The organism is Pseudomonas sp. FW305-E2, assembly GCF_058782925.1.
On record NZ_JBYSYE010000005.1, the window covers coordinates 234,929 to 254,916 of the forward strand.

The window sequence follows — 19,988 nt, forward strand, 5'->3', positions numbered from 1 at the left end:
TGATTATGTGCTGTGTGTGCGCTTGGCAGCAGTGCCTTGGCGCAGGCTTGTGCTGCGAAGAGCTCGTAAGCGCCCACGGAAGTGGTGTGCTGTACTGGCCCTTTCGCAGCACAAGGCTGTTCATGCGCAAGGCAGGGGGTCAACTACCCGCGGGTGCATCATTGACCACCTTGAAGCGCAGCACGCCAATCACTTGCCCATCCTCGGTCAGCACCCTCACCTGCCACTTGCCTACCGGGTTGGGTGGGAAGTTCTGCTTGTGGGTCCAGGCCCGATAGCCTTCCTTGCGCCCGCCGTGGATGTCCAGGGCAATGCGGTCGACCTCTTGGCCGTCCTTCTGCCACACGTGGTAGATCCGCTCGTTCAGGCCGCGTGGCGCGTTGATGGCGGTGTAGGCATACAGGCCACTGCTGCGAATGCGGCTGGCGGCAATTTCGTCCAGCGAGTCGCCCGGTTGGCGGTTCATGACTTCGGTACTCACCGCCACCTCGGTCATCCACAGGGTTGCCGGCGGTACCCAGGAGCGCAGCAGCCAGCCACCGGCACCGACCGACAGGGTAACCAGCACCAGAGCCACGGCGCGGCGCCAGTTGTTGATCGGGAAGCTGCTGGCCAGGCTGGGGAAGGACAGGGCCATGGCTGCGATCAGGGCCAGCTTGAAGCTTTGTGCGGTGGTCAGGTGCAGGATGATCGGTAGCGCGGTCAGCAGAGCGGCAAACAACGTCAGGGTATGCAGCGCCAGGAACAGCCAGCGCCGTGGTGCCAGCCACTTGTAGTACAGCGGGTCGGTGATCGAAACCAGGCCGGCGGCGCCGAGCAAGCCGGTGAACACCAGCTGACCGCTGTTCCAGGTGGTGGTGATGAAAAAGAACGGCAGCACGAAGAACAGCGTTTCCTGGTGGATCATCTGCGTTGCATAGCGCAGCAGCGGCTGAGGGATCTCGCGGTTGAACGTGCGCGCGAACAGCCCGGTGAGGGTGTTCTCCAGCATCAGCCAGACCCAGCTGACCAGCATGAGCACGGCGACCCAGCTGGCCAGGCCAGCCTGGCGGTCGACCAGGATGAAGCTGCCGATACCGGAGAGGAAACCGCCGAGCGCAATGATGCCGGGGTAGCGCTTGAGGAGTTCGATGACGCGCTGGACGATATGGGGGATTTGGGGCATTGGGGGCTACAACAGAAAAGTGAGGTGGCTGTGCCAGCCTCTTCGCGGGCAAGCCTGCGAAAGGGTCGGTACTGGCAAAAGGATACCGCCGATTTACCGCTGCCGTGTAGCACCACTGGGCCGTTCAGGCCCATGCCGTCGCCAGCGCAACAGCCCTGCCGCCAGGCACAGCCCCACAAGCAAGGCCATCAGCCCGTAAAGCTCGTCATAGCCTAGCAACGGCTTTTCGATGCGCACATAGCCATCTTCCTTGAGCAGATCCTTCAGTGCCTCGTTGGCCTGTTCCAGGCTGACCTGGCGCAGCTTGCGCACCGGGCTGGCAAAGCGCCCGTCGGTATAGTCGTTCAGCGCCCCCCAGTAGTAGTCGGCCAAGGCGCTGTTGCCTTGGGTGCTCCAGCTTTCCTTGGCGATGCTGGCTTCCTTGATGCGGGCGAAGGTGTCCGGGTCCAGGCCTTCCTTACGCAGGTGGTCGAACAGGGCCTGCATCACCTTGACAGCCTTGTCGATGTCATCGCGCTCAAGGTCTGCATTGAGGCTGAGCAGGCCGGTGTCGCCAAAGCTTTCACGTTGCACGGAGGGGCCGTAGGACAGCCCGTTGCGCAGACGCAGCTGGTCGTACAGCGCCCAGTCCAGGTAGCGCGAAAGCAGGTCGAGGGTGGCTTGATGGTCGTTGTCCAGCACCGGCTCGATGAACAGCCAGTGCAATTTGACACTATCACCCAGCCAGCCGCGGGTCAGGTTGCGACGCTGTTCGGCCTGTTGGCTGATGCTTTCAAGGTTGCGGCGCTCTTCGGGTTCAGTGGCGGGCAGTTCGCCGAACGACCGCTCCAGATAGGCCGGAAGCAGGCGATCGAGGCCACCGACCATGATCAGGGTCATGTTGTTGGCCGCGTACCAGCGGTCACGCAACGCCTGAACTTGCTCCAAGGTCATGTCGTCGAGGTTGGAGCGCTCCGGGCATTTCAGACCCAGCTCGGTGGCCAGCTGGTCGTTGGCCGGATGGCCGATATCCTGGCGGTCGAGCCAGCGCTGCAGGTGGCCATAGTGGCCGCCATCCTCGCGCTCTATGATGCGCTTGGCGGTGGTCAAGGCCTTGGCGTCGATGGTGGTATCGCGGATGACTGCCAACAGCAGGTCGAGGACCTTGCGCTGGTTGCGCGCCGGGGCCTCGATGACAAAGGTGGTGTCGGCACTGCTGGTATAGGCGTTCCACTCGCCGCCGAGCGCTTGCAGGCGCTCTTCCAGCCCGCCTTCGCCTGTTTCGTCGATGCCACTGAACAACAGGTGCTCAAGCAGGTGTGGCAGCTCTTTCTGCTCGCAGTCGAAATCATCCAGGCCCACGCCGACCACTAGACGAATCGCCACATGGTCCCGTTCGTAGCCGTTTTTCAGGATGACCTGCAGACCATTAGGCAACAGGTAGCCTTCAACCCGCGAGCGGTCGAGGGCGAACGAGGGCAGGCTGCAGATCAGCAGGCAAACGAACATCAGGCAACGCATGGGCGAGCGAGGGTCCTCAGCTAGGAGAAATCACGGCTGGCGGGCTTCATCGGGCACACTGTCGAGCATCAGCCCTCCGGTGTCCGAGCCGCCCAGTACCACATAGGCACTGCTACAGAACAAAGAGTTCAACCGCTTCATGTCGGCGATCAGCTCCAAGTGTAGCGAACTGGTCTCGATACTTTGCACGACCTTGCGCTGCAGGCGGCTGACATGGGCGTGTGCGAGGCGCCGTTCCTGGGCACGGAACCGGCGTTTTTCCCGCAGCAGCAAGCGGGCGCTTTCCGGGTCGGCACTGAGGAACACCGACAGGCCCAGGCGCAGATTGGCCAGCAATTGCTCCTGCAGGCCGGTCAGCTCTTCCAGGCCTACCTGGGAAAATTCCCGACGCTGGCTGGTTTTCTGCTGCTGGACCTTGCGCAGCATGCGTTCGATCAGGTCACAGGCGAGTTTGAGGTTAATTGCCAGCTCGATGATTTCGGCCCAGCGGCGGTTGTCCTGTTCGCTGAGGTCTTCCCGTGACATCTGCGCCAGGTACAGCTTGATTGCGCTGTACAGGGCTTCGGCGTCTTCGCCCAAGGCGCGAACTTGCTGTGGCAAGGCGGTCTGGGTGCCACGCAGGGCTCCAAGCATCGCTTCGAGCAGGCTGTCGACGATATCCCCCAGGCGCAGCGTTTCGCGGGCGGCGTTGGCCAGCGCCAGGCTGGGCGTTTCCAGGGCCGAGGCATCAAGGTGACGGGGGCGGACCTGACCATTGCCGTTTTCCCGTTCAGGCAGCAGGACGTTGCACAGCCGACCCATCGGTTTGACTGTGGGCAGCATGATCAGACAGCGCAGCGTGTTGTAGAGCAGGTGAAAGCCGATGACCAGCTCCTGCGGGCTGAAACTCAGCGAGTCCATCCATGCCACCAGCGGGTGCAGCACAGGGATGATCAGCACCAGGCCGATCAGCTTGTACAGCAGGCTGCCCAAGGCCACCCGACGCCCGGCGGCGTTCTGCATGCTGGTACTGATGAAGGCCAGCAGCCCGCTGCCGATGTTGGCGCCGACCACCAGCCCGATGGCTACCGGCAAGCTGATCAGTTCGGCGCCGGCCAGTGTCGCTGTGAGCAGAACGGCGGCCAGACTGGAATAGGAAATCATGGCGAACATTGCCCCGACCAGAGCGTCGAGCATGATGTCGCCGGTCAGTGAGGCAAACAGCACTTTCACGCCCTGGGCATGGGTGATCGGCGCGGCTGCCTGCACGATAAGCTCAAGTGCCAGGATGATCAGGCCAAGCCCGATGCCTACTCGGCCCAGTTGGCCGGCCCGTGTCTGCTTGCGCGAAAGGAAGAAGATCACGCCAAGGAAGATCAGCAGCGGCGACAGCCAGGACAGGTCGAAGGTCAGTACCCGGGCCATCAGTGCGGTACCCACGTCGGCACCCAGCATGATCGCCAAGGCCGGGGTCATGGCCATCAGGCCTTGGCCGACGAAAGAGGTGACCAGCATGGCCGTGGCGTTACTGCTTTGAACCATGGCTGTGACCAGAATACCGGCGATGAATGCCAGCGGGCGCTTGTCCATGTTCTGGCTGATGATGCGTCGCAGGTTCGAACCGAATACCCGAAGGATGCCGGTACGCACAATGTGGGTACCCCAGACCAGAAGCGTCACGGCCGAGAGCAGGTTGAGCAGGGTCAGCATGGCGAAGGCCCCCTGTTGCATAGGCCCATCGGGCCAAGAAAAGAAACGTGAGCGTTTGAAGAATTTTCGGTGCTCACTCAAAGCTTTAGCTGTTTTGCCAAGCTGTCGCCAGCTTCGCATGGCAGTCATTTATTTGAAACAGATCTTGAAACGAATGACGGCCTGGCGGGGCCGCTTCGCGGGCAAGCCTCCACAGTGACAACGCGCAGGAAAAAACGCACAGAAAAAAGGCATGAAAAAGGGCCCTGCGAAGGGCCCTTGTTGTGCAGCACTTCCTTGGCCTTATTGACCCGGAATGTCCTTGCGCAGTTTCACCGGTTCATGATCTTTGCCTTCCTTGCGGGCCATGGCGGTGCGCATGCGTATGTTGATGGCTTCCACCCCCAGCGAGAAGGCCATGGCGAAGTAGACATAGCCCTTCGGCACATGCACATCGAACGCTTCAGCGATCAGTACAGTACCGACCACGATCAGGAACGACAGCGCGAGCATCTTCAGCGACGGGTGCTTGTCGATGAAATTGCTGATGGCGCCGGCGCACAGCATCATCACCAGCACGGCCACGACGATGGCGGCGATCATCACCGGTACGTGGGAAACCATGCCCACAGCGGTGATCACCGAGTCCAGCGAGAACACGATGTCGATGATGGCGATCTGGATGATGGTGTAGAAGAACTTGCCACCTGCGCCTTTGGGCTCCTCTGCGTTCTCGTCCTCGCCTTCCAGGCCGTGGTAGATCTCTTGCGAGCTCTTCCATAGCAGGAACAGGCCACCGAAGAACAGGATCAGGTCACGCCCGGAGATGCCTTGGCCAAAGACCACGAACAGGTCTGCGGTAAGGCGCATCACCCAGGTAATCGACAGCAGCAGCATGATACGGGTGACCATGGCCAGGGCCAGGCCGAAGATCCGGGTGCGTGGCTGCATGTGCTTGGGCATGCGGCTGACCAGAATCGAGATCATGATGATGTTGTCGATACCGAGGACGATCTCAAGCGCGGTAAGGGTGAAAAAGGCAACCCAGATTTCCGGGCTGGTCAGCCATTCCATGTATTTTCCTTCGAGCGGTAATGGCAACGCGCCCCGGTCAGGGCGCGTCGCGTACGTGATACGGATGTATTAAAGACTACTGAACAGCGGGAAAATCCCCATCAGCAGTGCGCCGAGCATTATGCACAGGCATACCAGCACTGCCCACTTGAGCGTGAAGCGCTGATGATCGCCGAACTCGATACCGGCCAGGGCCACCAGCAGGTAGGTGGAGGGTACCAGCGGGCTGAGCAGGTGTACCGGCTGCCCGACGATCGACGCACGGGCCATTTCCACCGGGGTGATGCCATAGTGGCTGGCGGCCTCGGCCAGCACCGGCAGTACGCCGTAGTAGAACGCGTCGTTGGACATGAAGAAGGTGAACGGCATGCTCACGATCGCGGTGATGACGGCCAGGTATGGGCCCAACGCCTCGGGGATGACCGCCAGCAGGCTCTTGGACATGGCGTCGACCATGCCGGTGCCGGACAGGATGCCGGTGAAGATGCCGGCGGCGAAGATCAGCCCGGTCACGGCCAGTACACTGCCGGCGTGGGCGGCGATGCGGTCCTTCTGCTGTTGCAGGCACGGGTAGTTGACGATCATGGCGATACTGAAGGCAATCATGAACAGCACTGGCAGCGGCAGCACGCCGGCGATCAGCGCGACCATCAGGGTGGCGGTCAGGGCACCGTTGAAGTACAGCAGCTTGGGCCGGCGTGCGTCCGGGTACTGCGAGACGGTGATTTCGCTGTGGTCGATGTCGTCGGTAGGCAGATGCAGTTCGCCCAGGCGGGCACGCTCACGCTTGCCATACATGTAGGCAATGGCCAGGATCGCCAACACACCGAACAGCATGGCCGGGATCATCGGCACGAAGATGTCTGACGGGTCTACGTGCAGGGCGCTGGCAGCACGCGCGGTCGGCCCACCCCAGGGGGTCATGTTCATCACGCCGCCGGCGAGGATGATCAGGCCGGCCATGATCCGCGGGCTCATGCCCAGGCGGCTGTACATCGGCAGCATGGCGGCGCAGCAGATCATGTAGGTGGTGGCTCCGTCACCGTCGAGCGAGACCACCAGGGCCAGTACAGCGGTACCGACCGAGACTTTCAGCGGATCGCCCTTGACCAGCTTTAGGATCTTGCGAACGGCCGGGTCGAACAGGCCGGAATCGATCATCAGGGCGAAATAGAGGATGGCGAACATCAGCATCACGCCGGTAGGTGCGAGCTTGCTGATGCCCTCTAGCATCATGGGGCCGATCTTGGCGGAAAAACCACCGAACAGGGCGAACAGGATCGGTACCAGAATCAGCGCGATCAAGGCCGAAAGGCGCTTGGTCATGATCAGGTACATGAACGTGATGACCATGGCAAAGCCGAGGAAGGTCAGCATGGCAATACTCCAGGCGTGGCGCGGCGAAAGAACAGTCGATTCGGGCGTATCAGCGCGTAGGGCGCTGTGCGGGGAGCATGCGGAGGGGGACTACGAAAAGGCGGGCACAGGAATACATCAGAATCACCATTGTTGTTGTTGATTGGGCCGGGCGCGGTATTGACCGGGTGCCCTGGCTGACCGGTCTTGTGCCGGTAGTGGGCGCTATCCTAAAAGGGCAAGCTTTCAGCCAGCTTTCGCTGAAGCAAAGGTGACGAGAGGTAGGTGATGCAGGATGTAACCGAAGGTGGCTGCCATTGTGGAGCCCTGCGTTATCGACTGGAGGGCAACCTGACGGACATTGCCCACTGTCATTGTTCGATCTGCAGGCGGGTCAGCGGTGGACTGGTGGTCACCTGGCTTACCCTGCCCCGTTCTGGGTTCCAGTGGTTGACGGGCGAGCCGAACTGCTATGTGGCGCCTGCCAGTTGCAGCCGCTACTTCTGTGGGCAGTGTGGGGCGCATGTGGCGCTGGTGACCACGCATAGCCCGCAGACGATCGATGTGACGGTGGCCACGCTGGATCACCCTGAGCGGGTACGAGCCAACCGGCATATCTGGGTGGGCAGCCGGTTGCCCTGGTTGCATCTGGATGAGGATTTGCCCTCGGAAGATGAGGAGCGCCTGTAGGCGCGGGCTTGCCCGCGAAAGGGCCAGCCCGTCATCCATCACAACTGCAGGCCACCAGCAGCCTTGTGCAACGCCCGCAAGTGCTCGCCGATCTGCTTCACGTTGGTCTCGACCGCTGCAATTTCCTTGGCTCTCGACGGCTCCAGCAGCGCCCTCACCTCTTTGTCCAGGCTGGTGCTCAAGCGCAACAGCTGTGCCTGGCGCTCTCTGCTCACCTGCTCCAGGCGCTTGCGCTCTTCTGGCTGCGGCAGCCCGTAGCCTTTGGAGTCGAGCAACTCTGCCGGGCGGCTGAGAAAACCGCTGTTGGCAAGCATTTGCTTGAGCGTGGCATCGGCTTTGTTGATGCTGCCATCCTTCAAGGCTGCGGCATTCAGGTAACGCTGCTTGACCTCGTCCTGGGCCAGCAGAAGCTGCCGGCGCAGGCTGGCCTGCTCAAGCAGAAGCAGTGCCGCGCTGGTGCGCAGGTCAGCCTTGGCGAACCAGCTACGGCGCTGCTCGGCATTGAGGGCCAGCCAGTCTTCAACCAGAGCTTGCTTGATTGGCAACTGTTTTCTCAGCACCTCGAACATGGCCTGGTACCGGTCGCGGTAAGAATCGAAGCGGTAGCCCAGGCGTAACGCTTCGCGCGGGTTATCAAGCACGCTGGTATCTGCCAGCCCCCTGCCCTTGAGCACGGCCAGCAAACCGTTGGGCATGATGCTGTCCAGGTCGTTGAGGCGCGCATTGGCGGTGCCGCTGCGCAGCAGCTTCAATGACTCCACGGCACAGTTGTTGGACAGGAACCAGTAGTTGCCGTCATAGCTCCAGTGCATCTCGGCGGCCTGGCGCACCAGGTTCTCGATTTCGTCGCGGTTGAGCTTCAAGGGCACCGAGGCCAGGCTGCGCAGCTCGGTCTTGGTGTATTCGTCGATCACCTGGCCCAGCGGAAGCACGAATAGCCGCGACGGGTAGTTGCCGACCAGGCCGTCCCAGCTGGAGAGTTGCACGTCGTTGACGAAGGCGCGGTACGACAGCACCAGGCTTTGATCAAGGTCCAGGCGGCAGTCTGGGCCGCGTGGTCGGCCCGGCTTGCAGATCACCAGGCGCAGCATGCTGTGCCCCCAGCGGCTGACCAGGTTCTGATTGGCTTCAGCCAGCAGATAGTCCACTTCGTAGACCCGCTCTGGGTCGATTTCACCTAGCGGCTGGCGGGCGAAGTCGCTGCCGGCATTGATGAATGGCAGGCCTTTGGCACAGGTGTCCTGTTGGGGTGCCCAGCCGAAGTGTTCGCGGAGGTACTGATACAGCGCCGGGCGACGGCAGCTGTAGCTCGGGTCGAGGAGGAAATACTCCATGTTGACCGCGATGTATTCCTTGGGGCTGCTCAACTCATAGCTGTCGGGGCTGCGCACGAATTGGCCATTGTGCTGTTCGCGCTCGCCTCGTCGGCCCACGTACTGCTGCCACCCGGCCAGGTCGAGCAGGCGTGGGTCGTCGCTCAGGGTGAAGCGACGCTCGGCCTGCCCGCGGCATTCTTCGGGCAGGCCGACCTTGCCCAGCGTGCCTTGCTGGCGCTTGCAGCGTGCAATCAGCGAATTCTCGACGCTGGGCCACAAGCGGGCACGGTCGTAGAGATGGGTGAGCTCGTGCAGCACGGTGGCCAGCAGCTCTTCACGCACCGTGCCATGTGGGCGGTCGGTGCGCTCAGTGGCGGCGCTGCCATCGGTGAGGCTGGGCAGCAAGCGGCGGTTGAGCTCGAGGGTGGATATCAGTGAAGCCTGCCCATAGGCGTCGGCAGGCATGTTGTCGCTCCAACTGACCCGCACGCGACGGTCCAGCTGTTGCTTGAAGCGCGGTGGCAGCTTACCCATGGCCTCGTCGAGCAGGGCTTGGGAAGCTTGTGCTTGTTGCGGGTCCAGGCCGGACGACTGCAGCTCAAGCTGCAGGTCGGCCAAGGCGGGCGTGCCGAGCAGCGTCAGGGCGCAGCCGAGCAGCCAGGCGCGCACGCGCGTCACAGTGCGAGTATGGCTTCAGCCAGCACCTGGTCGCTGGCGCCTCGCGCTTCCGGTACGCGCTCGCGCAGGGTATTGAAGGCTGCCTCGAGTTGGACGCCGCGGATGTCACCGTTGCTGGCGACAAAGCTTGCAGCGTCGTCGTGGGCTTCGCGCACCACTTTGGAGTCGCGGATCGATGTGGTGGTGTCTGAGGTGAAGTCGATCGAACGGCCAAAGGCACGCACGATGATGTTGCTGGTGGCCACCAGGGTCTGTGCCTGGGCCAAGTCGGCCAGCAGCAGCATGCCGAGGGAAGCGGCAATCAGCGGTTTACGCATGGAGCATCTCCGAAAAATACAGGGAGTCAAATGTAGTTATTGGACGAGAATTGCCTGCGCCAGTTCCAGATCGCCGACGGCGTGCCGTGCGCAATTGTGGCGTAATGATTCAAGGGCGGCTTCCAGGCGTGCACCACGGATCAGGCCGTCGCTGGCAACGAATGCGGCGGCATCGTCGCGGGCCTGTCTGACCAGTTTGCGGTCGAAGGGTGCGGCTGTGACCTGGCTGGTGACATAGCCGGTGATGACCAGGCTTTGTGTGGTCGTATCCATGGCATGGGCGCTGGCCATGCCTGCGGCGGCGAACAGCAACGGCAACAGATAACGCATGAGCTTTCTTGAAGGCTGGAAAAATGAACGGCGAAGCCTACCTCAGGTGCGAGGGCCGAAGCCAACGCACCTGTCTCGCATGGCGTGTATCAGAGTGCCAGGATGGCCTGGGCCAGCTGTGCATCGCTGGCTTGCAGGGCCGGCATGTTCGAACGGATGTGTACAAAGGCGCTTTCCAGTCGGGCGCCGCGGATAGCGCCCTGGGTGCCGACGAAGCTGGCTGCGTCATCGCGGGCTGCCTGGACGATCTTGTCGTCACGGAACGAAGAACTCACGTCGGATGTGGCGTCGGTGGAGGCAGCAACGGCGCCCACTACCGCGTCGGTGGTGACAACGAAACTGGTGGCATTGGCAGTGCCAGCCAGGCCAAGCAGCAGGGCGGCGCCAAGCAGGTGTTTACGGGACATGATCGTGGACTCCTGGGGTAGGGTCAGGTTGGTTCTGCTTTATCGGACGTTTGCAGGGATCGTCACGGTACGTTTCAACAACGGGTTCCAGCAGACGGTTATGCCAAGCGTATCACGCAGTGCTGCGTAGGGATGATAACGAGTGCTACGCCAGGCAACTGTTAAGGCATTTTTTTGTATTTGTAAAACTGTACTGGTCGTGATCTCCAGTGCTCTACAGCGTATCTCTCGGGCAATAAAAAACCCGCTGCAGTTACCTGCAACGGGTTTGGGGAATTCACGGTGCCGGCCGAAGCCGGCAAGCCGGGAGCTTAGCGCCAGAAAGGCTTGCTCAGCTCTTCGTAGCGCTGCGACTCGCTGATACCGGCGTCTGCCAGCAGGCGGGAGTCCAGGCGAGCCAGTTGACGACGGCTGGTCATACGGCGCTGCCACAGCAGCAGGGTCGACAATGCGCGCAGCGGCAGCGAGGTGTTGGATTGCTGGGCGTTGCTTTCAAAAACCAGACCGGAACTGAGGGTACGTTCCATGATGCTTCATCCTTCCGCTTATGGCGGCATTAGGTAGTGATTTAACTGATGCCAATGATCCTCCTCTGTCGTCCATAACAGTAGATACAGTTCAGTTGAAAGACGATGGCTCAGTTAACTGTGTAACCCTACTGTTGCACTCGAAATAGGCGTAACTGTACTGGTCTGCACTTCTTTGGTGCGATTTGATTCGAAGAAGGGGATTCTTCAGTCGGGAAGATCTGAAAACACCAGTACAGTAGAACAGATTACTCTGATGATGGCGGAAAGGTGTATTGATAGAAGGGTTTGACTGTTATGGCCCATTCGCGAGCTTGCCCGCTCCCACAGGGAAAGTGCTGCCCTTGAGGGTTGCACATCACCTGTGGGAGCGGGCAAGCCCGCGAAGAGGCCGGAACAGCGGAGGCAGGGCCGCCGTTCCGTACCACATCTGGATCAGCTAGCCAGCATGCGCCCGGTTTCTTCCAGGTTTTCGTGCCAGCTCAAGGCTTCACGCAGGATGTGCGGGGTATGGCCGCCACGCTGGCAGGCGCGGTCGAAGTAGTCGTTCAGCGCAGCGCGATAGTCTGGGTGCACGCAGTTGTCGATGATCGCTCGCGCCCGCTCGCGCGGCGCCAGGCCACGCAGGTCCGCCAGGCCCTGCTCGGTGACCAGGATGTCCACGTCGTGCTCGGTGTGGTCGACATGGCTGACCATTGGCACCACGCTGGAAATCGCCCCGCCTTTGGCAATCGACTTGGTGACGAACACCGCCAGGTGGGCGTTACGGGCGAAGTCGCCGGAGCCACCAATGCCGTTCATCATCCTTGTGCCACAGACGTGGGTGGAGTTGACGTTGCCGTAGATATCGAACTCCAGTGCGGTGTTGATACCGATGATGCCCAGGCGACGTACCACTTCCGGGTGGTTGGAAATTTCCTGCGGGCGTAGCACCAACTTGTCCTTGTAACGCTCCAGGTTGCCGAACACATCGGCATTGCGGCGCGTTGACAGGGTGATCGAGCTGCCCGATGCGAAGCTAAGCTTGCCGGCGTCGATCAGGTCGAAGGTGGAGTCCTGCAGCACTTCGGAGTACATGGTCAGGTCTTCGAACGGCGACTCGATCAGGCCGCACATCACCGCATTGGCAATGCTGCCAATGCCAGCTTGCAGCGGGCCGAGCTTGTTGGTCATACGGCCTGCATCCACTTCCTTCTTGAGGAAGTTGATCAGGTGGTCGGCGATGCCCTGTGTTTCATCATCTGGCGGCAGCACAGTGGACGGCGAGTCTGGCTGGTCGCTGATGACGATACCGACGATCTTGGCGGGGTCGATCGGGATCGCGGTGCTGCCGATACGGTCGTCTACCTTGACCAGCGGGATTGGCGTGCGAGTCGGACGGTAGGTTGGGATATAGATGTCGTGCAGGCCTTCGAGGTTGGTGTTGTGCGAGAGGTTGATCTCCACAATCACCTGCTTGGCGAAGATCGCGAAGCTGGCCGAGTTGCCCACCGAGGTGGTTGGCACGATGTGGCCTTGCTCGGTGATGGCCACAGCTTCGATGACCGCGATGTCCGGCAGCTTCAGCTGCTGGTTGCGCAGTTGCTCGACGGTTTCCGACAGGTGCTGGTCAATGAACATCACCTGGCCGTCATTGATGGCTTTGCGCAGGGTGCTGTCGACCTGGAACGGCATGCGGCGGGCCAACACACCGGCCTCGGTCAGTTGTTTGTCCAGGTCATTGCCCAGGCTGGCGCCGGTCATCAGGCTGATTTTCAGTGGCGATTGCTTGGCGCGTTCGGCCAGTGCATGCGGTACGGCCTTGGCTTCGCCGGCGCGGGTGAAGCCGCTCATGCCGACAGTCATGCCGTCCTCGATCAGACCAGCGGCATCAGCCGCACTCATTACCTTGCTGTGCAGGGAGGACAAGCGGATACGATCACGGTACATGGATTGTTATCTCGGGCTACTGAAACTACTGCAGCGCAGTCTAGAGATTTCGCCCATTGCCGTCCCACGACCATGGTCGTATGAGAAGCCTTGTATTTGAGCCGTTGATCCGGATCAATAAAAGAAAAGCCCCGGCAGATTCTGACCGGGGCCTCCTTTATATCAGCTGGTTTGCAGCGGCGGGTGTCACTCCACTGCCTTGACCATGTCCTCGATGACCTTCTTGGCGTCACCGAACACCATCATGGTCTTGTCCAGATAGAACAGTTCGTTGTCCAGGCCGGCATAGCCGCTGGCCATCGAGCGTTTGTTGACGATGATGGTCTTGGCTTTGAACGCTTCGAGGATCGGCATGCCGGCGATTGGCGACTTGGGATCGTTCTTCGCCGCCGGGTTGACCACGTCGTTGGCGCCCAGCACCAGCACCACGTCGGCCTGGCCGAACTCGGCGTTGATGTCTTCCATCTCGAATACCTGATCGTACGGCACTTCAGCCTCGGCCAGCAGTACGTTCATGTGCCCGGGCATGCGGCCCGCCACCGGGTGAATCGCATACTTCACGGTCACGCCGTTGTGGGTCAGCTTCTCGGTCAGCTCTTTCAGCGCGTGTTGTGCGCGGGCCACCGCCAGGCCGTAGCCCGGAACGATGATCACGCTGTCGGCGTTGCTGAGCAGGAAGGTGGCATCGTCAGCCGAACCGGACTTCACCGGCCGCTGTTCTTGCGAACCTTGCGCCGCGCCAGTGTCGGTATCGCCACCGAAGCCGCCAAGGATGACGTTGAAGAACGAGCGGTTCATCGCCTTGCACATGATGTACGAGAGGATGGCACCGGACGAACCTACCAGGGAACCCGCGATGATCAGCATCGAGTTGTTCAGCGAGAAGCCGATGCCGGCCGCTGCCCACCCCGAGTAGCTGTTGAGCATCGACACCACCACTGGCATGTCGGCGCCGCCGATCGGAATAATGATCAGCACACCCATGATGAAGGCCAGGACCAGCATCAGGGTGAAGGCACTGTAGTGGCCAGTGAAAGTGAAAAGCAGGCCAAGGGCGATGGTGGTCAGGCCAAGGATCAGGTTCAGTTTGTGCTGGCCAGCGAACTGTACCGGTGCGCCTTGGAAAAGGCGGAACTTGTACTTGCCCGACAACTTGCCAAAGGCGATCACCGAACCGGAGAAGGTAATGGCACCGATGGCAGCACCGAGGAACAGTTCCAGGCGGTTGCCGGTGGGGATCGGATCGCTGATGGCAGCCACAATGCCCATCGACTGTGGCTCCAGCACGGCGGCGATGGCAATGAACACCGCGGCCAGGCCGATCATGCTGTGCATGAAAGCGACCAGCTCGGGCATTTTGGTCATTTCGACGCGCTTGGCCATGATCGAACCGGCGGTGCCGCCGACCAGCAGGCCGACGATGACATAGCCGATACCGGCTGTGGCAAGTTCAGCCCCAAGCTTATAAATGAGGCCGACCGTCGTGAGGATGGCGAGCCCCATGCCGATCATGCCGAACAGATTGCCGCGCCGCGAGGTAGTCGGGTGCGACAGGCCCTTGAGCGCCTGGATGAAGCACACCGAGGCGACGAGGTAGAGGAGCGTTACCAGATTCATGCTCATGCTTACTTCTTCGCCTCGTTCTTGGTTTTCTTCTTGAACATTTCAAGCATGCGGCGGGTGACCAGGAAGCCACCGAACACGTTGACTGCGGCAAGGGCCACAGCCAGGGTGCCCATCAGCTTGCCGGCCGGGGTCACGGTCAGGGCCGCGGCCAGCATGGCGCCGACGATGACGATTGCCGAGATGGCATTGGTGACCGCCATCAGTGGGGTGTGCAGCGCCGGGGTGACGTTCCACACCACGTGGTAGCCCACATAGATGGCCAGCACGAAAATGATCAGGTTGTAGATGCCGTGGGAAATCAGCATGTCTTCCATTGTCGTGCTCCTTAGCCGTTCTTGCGGACGATCTGACCATCACGGCACATCAGGCAGGCCGCGACGATGTCGTCTTCGAGGTTGATGATCAGCGCGCCATCCTTGTCGAACAGCAGCTTCATGAAGTCCAGCAGGTTGCGTGCATACAGTGCCGAGGCATCGGCACTCACCTGGGCCGGCAGGTTGGTCGGGCCGACGATGGTCACGCCGTTCTCCTGCACCACCTGGTCTGCGACGGTCAGCGGGCAGTTGCCGCCTTGGGCTGCAGCCAGGTCGATGACCACCGAGCCAGGCTTCATCTGCGCCACTGTTTCGGCGCTCAGCAGGGTCGGCGCCTTGCGCCCGGGGATCAGCGCGGTGGTGATGACGATATCGGCCTGCTTGGCGCGCTCGTGCACGGCCTGCGCCTGGCGCTGCATCCAACTGGCCGGCATTGGTCGGGCATAGCCGCCAACACCTTCGGCGCATTCTCGCTCCTCGTCGGTCTCATATGGCACGTCGATGAATTTTGCACCCAGTGATTCGATCTGCTCTTTCACCGCCGGGCGAACGTCGGATGCTTCGATCACCGCACCCAGGCGCTTGGCGGTGGCGATAGCCTGCAAGCCGGCAACGCCAGCGCCCAGTACCAGGACGCGTGCGGCCTTAACGGTACCGGCAGCGGTCATCAGCATTGGCATGAAGCGTGGGTAGTAATGGGCTGCCAGCAACACGGCCTTGTAGCCGGCGATGTTGGCCTGCGACGACAGCACGTCCAGGCTCTGCGCCCGCGAGGTTCGCGGCGCGGCTTCCAGGGCGAAGGCGGTAATACCGCGTTCGGCCATCTTGCCGATCAGTTCACCGTTGAAGGGGTTGAGCATGCCCACCAGAAGGCTGCCGCTGTTGATCAGGGCCAGTTCCTGGTCGTTGGGGGCGACCACTTTGAGTACCAATTGGGCGCCGTAGGCATCGGCGGCGCTTCCAAGGGAAGCACCCACGGCTTCATAGGCACTGTCCGGAATGGCGGCGTTGAGCCCTGCCCCCCGTTGAACGGTGACCTGATGGCCCTGGCCAATCAGTTTTTTGATGGTTTCGGGGGTCGCAGCGACCCTTGTCTCACCGGTCTGCGTCTCGAGAGGAACACCAATGTGCACGACTATTTCTCCTGCGGTGACCTTTTGTCTTTGTAGAAGCCAGCACACTTCGGATGGTGCGCTGGGGCGGCTGTGGAGCGCCAACCCGCCGGATCCCGGGCGGGGCGAAGCATTTTGCAGACGAACCCGAAGGCCTTCAACCGGTTCTGAAGCGAAACGAAGTCAAAACTACAAGTCACCCTGTGACCGCTTGTCGCAGCAATAGGGTTGCAGCCCGTCAAACATGCGCCATTGGCAGATTAGGAGAAAAAATCAAAAAAAAAGCGGCCAATTCGCTTACGACTAGTTGGATGTCGCAAAATAACCCGCAAAGCCGCGTACTGAGCACGGTTAAAGGGTGTTTTTATGCTTGCGTTACAGTTTGCGAATATGCGACATATACATATATCTGTAGGTGTTTAAAATAATTGACTACAGGGTCAATTTGTCGCGCTTGCCCCTGATCTATTCAGGTAGGCCTGAGCCTGGCTTACCAGCCAGTCGCGAAAGGCGCGTAGCGACGCCGACTCCACCTTGCGCTCTGGAATCATCAGATAGTAGGCCTTGTCGCTACTCAGGGCATGCCTGTTAGCGACCACCAGCCGTCCCTCCTCCAACTCCCGCTGGATCAGGAACGGCGGTATCAGGGCAATGCCCATATCGTGCATGGCCGCCTGGGCGAGCATCGAGAATAGTTCATAGCGCGGGCCTGTCATGTCGCGCTCCACATTCATGCCCACACTGCCGAACCATTGCCGCCAGGCATACGGGCGCGTGCTCTGCTGCAGCAGTGGTAGCTGCGCGATGTGGCGTGCCTCGAGCATGCCCTGGCCGTTCAGCAGTGCCGGGCTGCACACGGGTACTGGGTTTTCACCCATCAGTTGGTGCGACTGGGTGCCTGACCAGTCCGCATCACCAAAATAGATGGCGGCATCGAAGGTAGTGTCGGCGAACAGGAATGGCCGGGTGCGGTTGGTGAGGTTGACTGTGACCTCCGGGTGGCGCTGCTGGAAGTCCTTGAGCCGTGGTAGCAGCCATTGAGTGCCAAACGTCGGCACTACCGCCAGCTCGATCACATTGGCGCCTTGCTGGCGCATGACCGACAAGGTATCGCGCTCCACGGCGTCCAGTTGGGCCGCCACCTGGCGACTGTAGGACAGGCCGGCTTCGGTCAGCCTTACGCCGCGGCGCGAGCGACGGAACAGTTCCACATTAAGGAAGGCTTCCAGGCCACCGATCTGCCGACAGACGGCACCCTGGGTCAGCGCGAGTTCCTGGGCAGCCTTGGTAAAGCTCTCGTTACGGGCTGCCGCCTCGAAGCAAATCAGGGCGGCGGTACTGGGGATCTTACGGCGCATGTACGTCAACCTCACTTGTAAGGCTGTCAATAAGGCGTTTTGCCGATTTACGGAGTGACAAAATATCACTAATTGGTGCGCAATCCTCGTTTGTCCCGGCGGCCGATCAGGCCTAGGCTCAAAGGCACAAGAAACTGACCCCTATTTCGAGGATTCGCTCATGGCCGGTAAAGCAAGCTTCAACTGGATCGACCCGTTGCTGCTGGATCAGCAGCTCACTGAAGAAGAGCGCATGGTGCGTGACAGCGCTTATCAGTTCGCCCAGGACAAGCTGGCCCCGCGTGTGCTTGAGGCCTTCCGCCATGAGCAGACCGATCCGGCGATCTTCCGCGAGATGGGTGAAGTAGGCCTGTTGGGTGCAACCATTCCCGAGCAATACGGTGGCAGTGGCCTGAATTATGTGTGCTATGGCCTTATTGCTCGCGAAGTGGAGCGTATCGACTCAGGTTACCGCTCGATGATGAGTGTGCAGTCGTCACTGGTGATGGTGCCGATCAACGAATTTGGCACCGAAGCTCAAAAGCAGAAGTACCTCCCCAAGCTGGCCAGTGGCGAGTGGATCGGTTGCTTCGGTCTGACCGAGCCTAACCATGGCTCCGATCCTGGTTCGATGATTACGCGCGCGAGGAAGGTCGACGGTGGCTACCGGCTGACCGGCAGTAAAATGTGGATCACCAACAGTCCTATCGCCGATGTGTTCGTGGTGTGGGCCAAGGATGATGCGGGCGATATTCGTGGCTTCGTACTGGAAAAAGGCTGGCAAGGCCTCAGTGCCCCGGCAATCCATGGCAAGGTTGGCCTGCGCGCGTCGATCACTGGTGAAATCGTCATGGACAATGTGTTCGTGCCAGAAGAGAACATCTTCCCGGACGTGCGTGGCCTCAAGGGCCCGTTCACCTGCCTGAACTCGGCTCGCTATGGTATTTCTTGGGGGGCGCTGGGTGCCGCTGAAGCCTGCTGGCACACCGCTCGCCAGTACACCCTGGACCGTCAGCAGTTTGGTCGTCCACTGGCCGCCAACCAGTTGATTCAGAAGAAGCTTGCCGACATGCAGACAGAAATCACCCTGGCGCTGCAGGGCTGCCTGCGTCTGGGGCGCATGAAGGATGAAGGGACGGCTGCGGTGGAAATCACCTCCATCATGAAGCGCAATTCCTGCGGCAAGGCGCTGGATATCGCTCGTATGGCGCGTGACATGCTGGGCGGCAACGGCATCTCCGACGAGTTTGGTGTGGCCCGCCATCTGGTTAACCTGGAGGTGGTCAACACCTATGAAGGTACCCATGATGTGCATGCACTTATCCTGGGTCGTGCGCAGACCGGTATCCAGGCGTTCTATTGATAAGGAGCAAACCATGGGCGCGCTATCACATCTGCGGGTGCTAGACCTTTCGCGCGTGTTGGCCGGCCCGTGGTCTGGTCAGATTTTGGCTGACCTTGGCGCTGACGTGATCAAGGTCGAGCGCCCTGGCACTGGCGACGATACCCGCTCATGGGGGCCGCCTTTTCTCAAGGATGTCGAAGGTGAGGACACCAGTGAGGCGGCTTACTACCTGTCGGCCAACCGCAACAAGCGCTCAGTGACCATCGACTTTACCCAGCCGGAGGGGCAGCGGCTGGTGCGGGAGCTGGCGGCGAAGTGCGATATCGTCATAGAGAACTTCAAGGTGGGTGGGCTGGCTGCCTATGGCCTGGACTACCAGAGCCTCAAGGCGGTAAACCCGCAGCTCATCTATTGCTCCATTACCGGCTTCGGTCAGACCGGGCCCTATGCCAAGCGCGCTGGCTATGACTTCATGATCCAGGGCTTGGGTGGGCTGATGAGCCTGACTGGTCGTCCGGAGGGTGAAGAGGGCGCCGGGCCGGTCAAGGTGGGGGTGGCGCTTACCGACATTCTGACCGGGTTGTATTCCACGGTCGCCATGCTGGCTGCCCTCGCCCACCGGGATCAGGCCGGGGTCGGCCAGCATATCGACATGGCATTGCTCGATGTACAGGTGGCCTGCCTGGCGAACCAGGCAATGAACTACCTGACCACGGGCAGCCCTCCTCGTCGGCTGGGTAATGCGCATCCTAATATAGTCCCTTACCAGGACTTTCCGACGGCAGATGGCGATTTCATTCTTACCGTGGGCAATGACAGCCAGTTCCGCAAGTTCGCTGAGGTGGCCGGGCAGCCGCAATGGGCGGAAGACCCTCGATTCATTACCAATAAGCTGCGGGTGGCCAACCGGGCCGAACTGATTCCATTGATTCGCCAGGCTACGGTGTTCAAGACCACGGCTGAGTGGGTGGCCCAGTTGGAGGCTGCAGGAGTGCCATGTGGGCCTATCAATAACCTGGCGCAGATGTTCCAGGATCCCCAGGTGCTGGCGCGCGGGTTGGCGTTGAATATTCCGCATCCATTGGCGGGTAGTGTGCCGCAAGTTGCGAGCCCGATACGGTTGTCGGAGACGCCAGTGGAGTATCGCCGGGCACCACCCTTGTTAGGCGAGCATACCGAAGCGGTGCTGGGGGAGGTGCTGGGGCTGGATGTCGGCGAGGTGCAGCGCCTTCGTGGTGCTGGTGTGCTCTAGATGAATAGCGGGGAGGCCGGCAGGCCACCCCGCATTGTTTTTTCT

The 19,988-nt window shown here is 60.8% G+C and carries 18 protein-coding genes; 3 read left to right on the forward strand and 15 right to left on the reverse strand.

The window, feature by feature from the left end; genetic code table 11:
* Window positions 1-139: 139 nt before the first annotated feature.
* The 5 genes from AC3WLP_RS07600 to AC3WLP_RS07620 all read right to left on the reverse strand — a co-directional run bounded on the left by AC3WLP_RS07600 (window position 140) and on the right by AC3WLP_RS07620 (window position 6,784).
* A complete protein-coding gene (locus AC3WLP_RS07600; protein ID WP_003252945.1) occupies window positions 140-1,165 on the reverse strand; it encodes a DUF5924 family protein in 1,026 nt (341 codons plus the stop codon).
* A 93-nt stretch (window positions 1,166-1,258) separates the two neighbouring features.
* On the reverse strand, window positions 1,259-2,665 hold the full coding sequence (locus AC3WLP_RS07605; protein ID WP_088512668.1) for a M16 family metallopeptidase: 1,407 nt from the start codon (window positions 2,663-2,665) through the stop codon (window positions 1,259-1,261).
* A 30-nt stretch (window positions 2,666-2,695) separates the two neighbouring features.
* A complete protein-coding gene (locus tag AC3WLP_RS07610; RefSeq protein ID WP_011953165.1) occupies window positions 2,696-4,354 on the reverse strand; it encodes a Na/Pi cotransporter family protein in 1,659 nt (552 codons plus the stop codon).
* Window positions 4,355-4,636: 282 nt separating this feature from the next.
* The gene (locus AC3WLP_RS07615) at window positions 4,637-5,407 is read right to left on the reverse strand and encodes a TerC family protein (RefSeq protein WP_003252940.1); all 771 of its coding nucleotides are present in this window, start codon (window positions 5,405-5,407) and stop codon (window positions 4,637-4,639) included.
* A gap of 69 nt (window positions 5,408-5,476) precedes the next feature.
* Window positions 5,477-6,784 (reverse strand): CitMHS family transporter, encoded by a 1,308-nt coding sequence (locus AC3WLP_RS07620; RefSeq protein ID WP_003252938.1) that lies wholly within the window; start codon window positions 6,782-6,784, stop codon window positions 5,477-5,479.
* Window positions 6,785-7,051: 267 nt separating this feature from the next.
* Here AC3WLP_RS07620 and AC3WLP_RS07625 point away from each other — a divergent pair, with 267 nt between their 5' ends.
* A complete protein-coding gene (locus AC3WLP_RS07625; RefSeq protein WP_011953166.1) occupies window positions 7,052-7,453 on the forward strand; it encodes a GFA family protein in 402 nt (133 codons plus the stop codon).
* A 38-nt stretch (window positions 7,454-7,491) separates the two neighbouring features.
* On the opposite strand, the gene AC3WLP_RS07630 is transcribed toward AC3WLP_RS07625, so the two are convergent.
* From AC3WLP_RS07630 to AC3WLP_RS07675, 10 genes are all read right to left on the reverse strand, one after another.
* A complete protein-coding gene (locus AC3WLP_RS07630; protein ID WP_088512669.1) occupies window positions 7,492-9,447 on the reverse strand; it encodes a DUF7844 domain-containing protein in 1,956 nt (651 codons plus the stop codon).
* The gene (locus AC3WLP_RS07635) at window positions 9,444-9,764 is read right to left on the reverse strand and encodes a DUF2388 domain-containing protein (RefSeq protein ID WP_003252932.1); all 321 of its coding nucleotides are present in this window, start codon (window positions 9,762-9,764) and stop codon (window positions 9,444-9,446) included. The genes AC3WLP_RS07630 and AC3WLP_RS07635 overlap by 4 nt, the downstream gene beginning before the upstream one ends.
* Before the next feature lie 36 nt (window positions 9,765-9,800).
* Window positions 9,801-10,094, reverse strand: a complete 294-nt coding sequence (locus AC3WLP_RS07640; RefSeq protein ID WP_011953168.1) for a DUF2388 domain-containing protein — start codon at window positions 10,092-10,094, stop codon at window positions 9,801-9,803.
* Between the two features lie 89 nt (window positions 10,095-10,183).
* The gene (locus AC3WLP_RS07645) at window positions 10,184-10,501 is read right to left on the reverse strand and encodes a DUF2388 domain-containing protein (RefSeq protein WP_011953169.1); all 318 of its coding nucleotides are present in this window, start codon (window positions 10,499-10,501) and stop codon (window positions 10,184-10,186) included.
* Between the two features lie 311 nt (window positions 10,502-10,812).
* Window positions 10,813-11,028 carry a DUF1127 domain-containing protein gene (locus AC3WLP_RS07650; RefSeq protein ID WP_003252924.1) on the reverse strand — a complete coding sequence of 72 codons (216 nt, stop codon included), beginning with the start codon at window positions 11,026-11,028 and terminating at the stop codon, window positions 10,813-10,815.
* 435 nt (window positions 11,029-11,463) lie between these two features.
* Window positions 11,464-12,957: a succinyl-CoA:acetate CoA-transferase ScpC gene (gene scpC / locus AC3WLP_RS07655; RefSeq protein ID WP_003252922.1), complete on the reverse strand. Its 1,494-nt coding sequence runs from the start codon at window positions 12,955-12,957 to the stop codon at window positions 11,464-11,466.
* 186 nt (window positions 12,958-13,143) lie between these two features.
* Complete coding sequence (locus AC3WLP_RS07660; RefSeq protein ID WP_003252919.1) at window positions 13,144-14,580, reverse strand: NAD(P)(+) transhydrogenase (Re/Si-specific) subunit beta; 1,437 nt, start codon at window positions 14,578-14,580, stop codon at window positions 13,144-13,146.
* A 2-nt stretch (window positions 14,581-14,582) separates the two neighbouring features.
* Window positions 14,583-14,897: an NAD(P) transhydrogenase subunit alpha part 2 gene (locus AC3WLP_RS07665; protein ID WP_003252914.1), complete on the reverse strand. Its 315-nt coding sequence runs from the start codon at window positions 14,895-14,897 to the stop codon at window positions 14,583-14,585.
* An 11-nt stretch (window positions 14,898-14,908) separates the two neighbouring features.
* A complete protein-coding gene (locus AC3WLP_RS07670) occupies window positions 14,909-16,030 on the reverse strand; it encodes a Re/Si-specific NAD(P)(+) transhydrogenase subunit alpha (protein WP_011953170.1) in 1,122 nt (373 codons plus the stop codon).
* Window positions 16,031-16,449: 419 nt separating this feature from the next.
* Window positions 16,450-17,367, reverse strand: coding sequence for a LysR family transcriptional regulator (locus tag AC3WLP_RS07675; protein ID WP_004575245.1), 918 nt, complete (start codon window positions 17,365-17,367; stop codon window positions 16,450-16,452).
* 160 nt (window positions 17,368-17,527) lie between these two features.
* Here AC3WLP_RS07675 and AC3WLP_RS07680 point away from each other — a divergent pair, with 160 nt between their 5' ends.
* Together AC3WLP_RS07680 and AC3WLP_RS07685 are read left to right on the forward strand one after the other, a co-directional pair.
* Entirely contained in the window at window positions 17,528-18,709 is a 1,182-nt protein-coding gene (locus tag AC3WLP_RS07680; RefSeq protein WP_003252907.1) for an acyl-CoA dehydrogenase, read from the forward strand.
* 13 nt (window positions 18,710-18,722) lie between these two features.
* Entirely contained in the window at window positions 18,723-19,943 is a 1,221-nt protein-coding gene (locus AC3WLP_RS07685) for a CaiB/BaiF CoA transferase family protein (RefSeq protein WP_088512670.1), read from the forward strand.
* The last annotated feature ends 45 nt before the right edge of the window (window positions 19,944-19,988 follow it).

Excerpts from the sequence above, each read along its gene's own strand:
- AC3WLP_RS07600 (WP_003252945.1), bottom strand. The coding sequence starts at position 1,165 with ATGCCCCAAATCCCCCATATCGTCCAGCGCGTCATCGAACTCCTCAAG.
- AC3WLP_RS07605 (WP_088512668.1), bottom strand. The coding sequence starts at position 2,665 with ATGCGTTGCCTGATGTTCGTTTGCCTGCTGATCTGCAGCCTGCCCTCG.
- AC3WLP_RS07610 (WP_011953165.1), bottom strand. The coding sequence starts at position 4,354 with ATGCTGACCCTGCTCAACCTGCTCTCGGCCGTGACGCTTCTGGTCTGG.
- AC3WLP_RS07615 (WP_003252940.1), bottom strand. The coding sequence starts at position 5,407 with ATGGAATGGCTGACCAGCCCGGAAATCTGGGTTGCCTTTTTCACCCTT.
- AC3WLP_RS07620 (WP_003252938.1), bottom strand. The coding sequence starts at position 6,784 with ATGCTGACCTTCCTCGGCTTTGCCATGGTCATCACGTTCATGTACCTG.
- AC3WLP_RS07625 (WP_011953166.1), top strand. The coding sequence starts at position 7,052 with ATGCAGGATGTAACCGAAGGTGGCTGCCATTGTGGAGCCCTGCGTTAT.
- AC3WLP_RS07635 (WP_003252932.1), bottom strand. The coding sequence starts at position 9,764 with ATGCGTAAACCGCTGATTGCCGCTTCCCTCGGCATGCTGCTGCTGGCC.
- AC3WLP_RS07640 (WP_011953168.1), bottom strand. The coding sequence starts at position 10,094 with ATGCGTTATCTGTTGCCGTTGCTGTTCGCCGCCGCAGGCATGGCCAGC.
- AC3WLP_RS07645 (WP_011953169.1), bottom strand. The coding sequence starts at position 10,501 with ATGTCCCGTAAACACCTGCTTGGCGCCGCCCTGCTGCTTGGCCTGGCT.
- AC3WLP_RS07650 (WP_003252924.1), bottom strand. The coding sequence starts at position 11,028 with ATGGAACGTACCCTCAGTTCCGGTCTGGTTTTTGAAAGCAACGCCCAG.
- scpC (WP_003252922.1), bottom strand. The coding sequence starts at position 12,957 with ATGTACCGTGATCGTATCCGCTTGTCCTCCCTGCACAGCAAGGTAATG.
- AC3WLP_RS07660 (WP_003252919.1), bottom strand. The coding sequence starts at position 14,580 with ATGAGCATGAATCTGGTAACGCTCCTCTACCTCGTCGCCTCGGTGTGC.
- AC3WLP_RS07665 (WP_003252914.1), bottom strand. The coding sequence starts at position 14,897 with ATGGAAGACATGCTGATTTCCCACGGCATCTACAACCTGATCATTTTC.
- AC3WLP_RS07675 (WP_004575245.1), bottom strand. The coding sequence starts at position 17,367 with ATGCGCCGTAAGATCCCCAGTACCGCCGCCCTGATTTGCTTCGAGGCG.
- AC3WLP_RS07680 (WP_003252907.1), top strand. The coding sequence starts at position 17,528 with ATGGCCGGTAAAGCAAGCTTCAACTGGATCGACCCGTTGCTGCTGGAT.
- AC3WLP_RS07685 (WP_088512670.1), top strand. The coding sequence starts at position 18,723 with ATGGGCGCGCTATCACATCTGCGGGTGCTAGACCTTTCGCGCGTGTTG.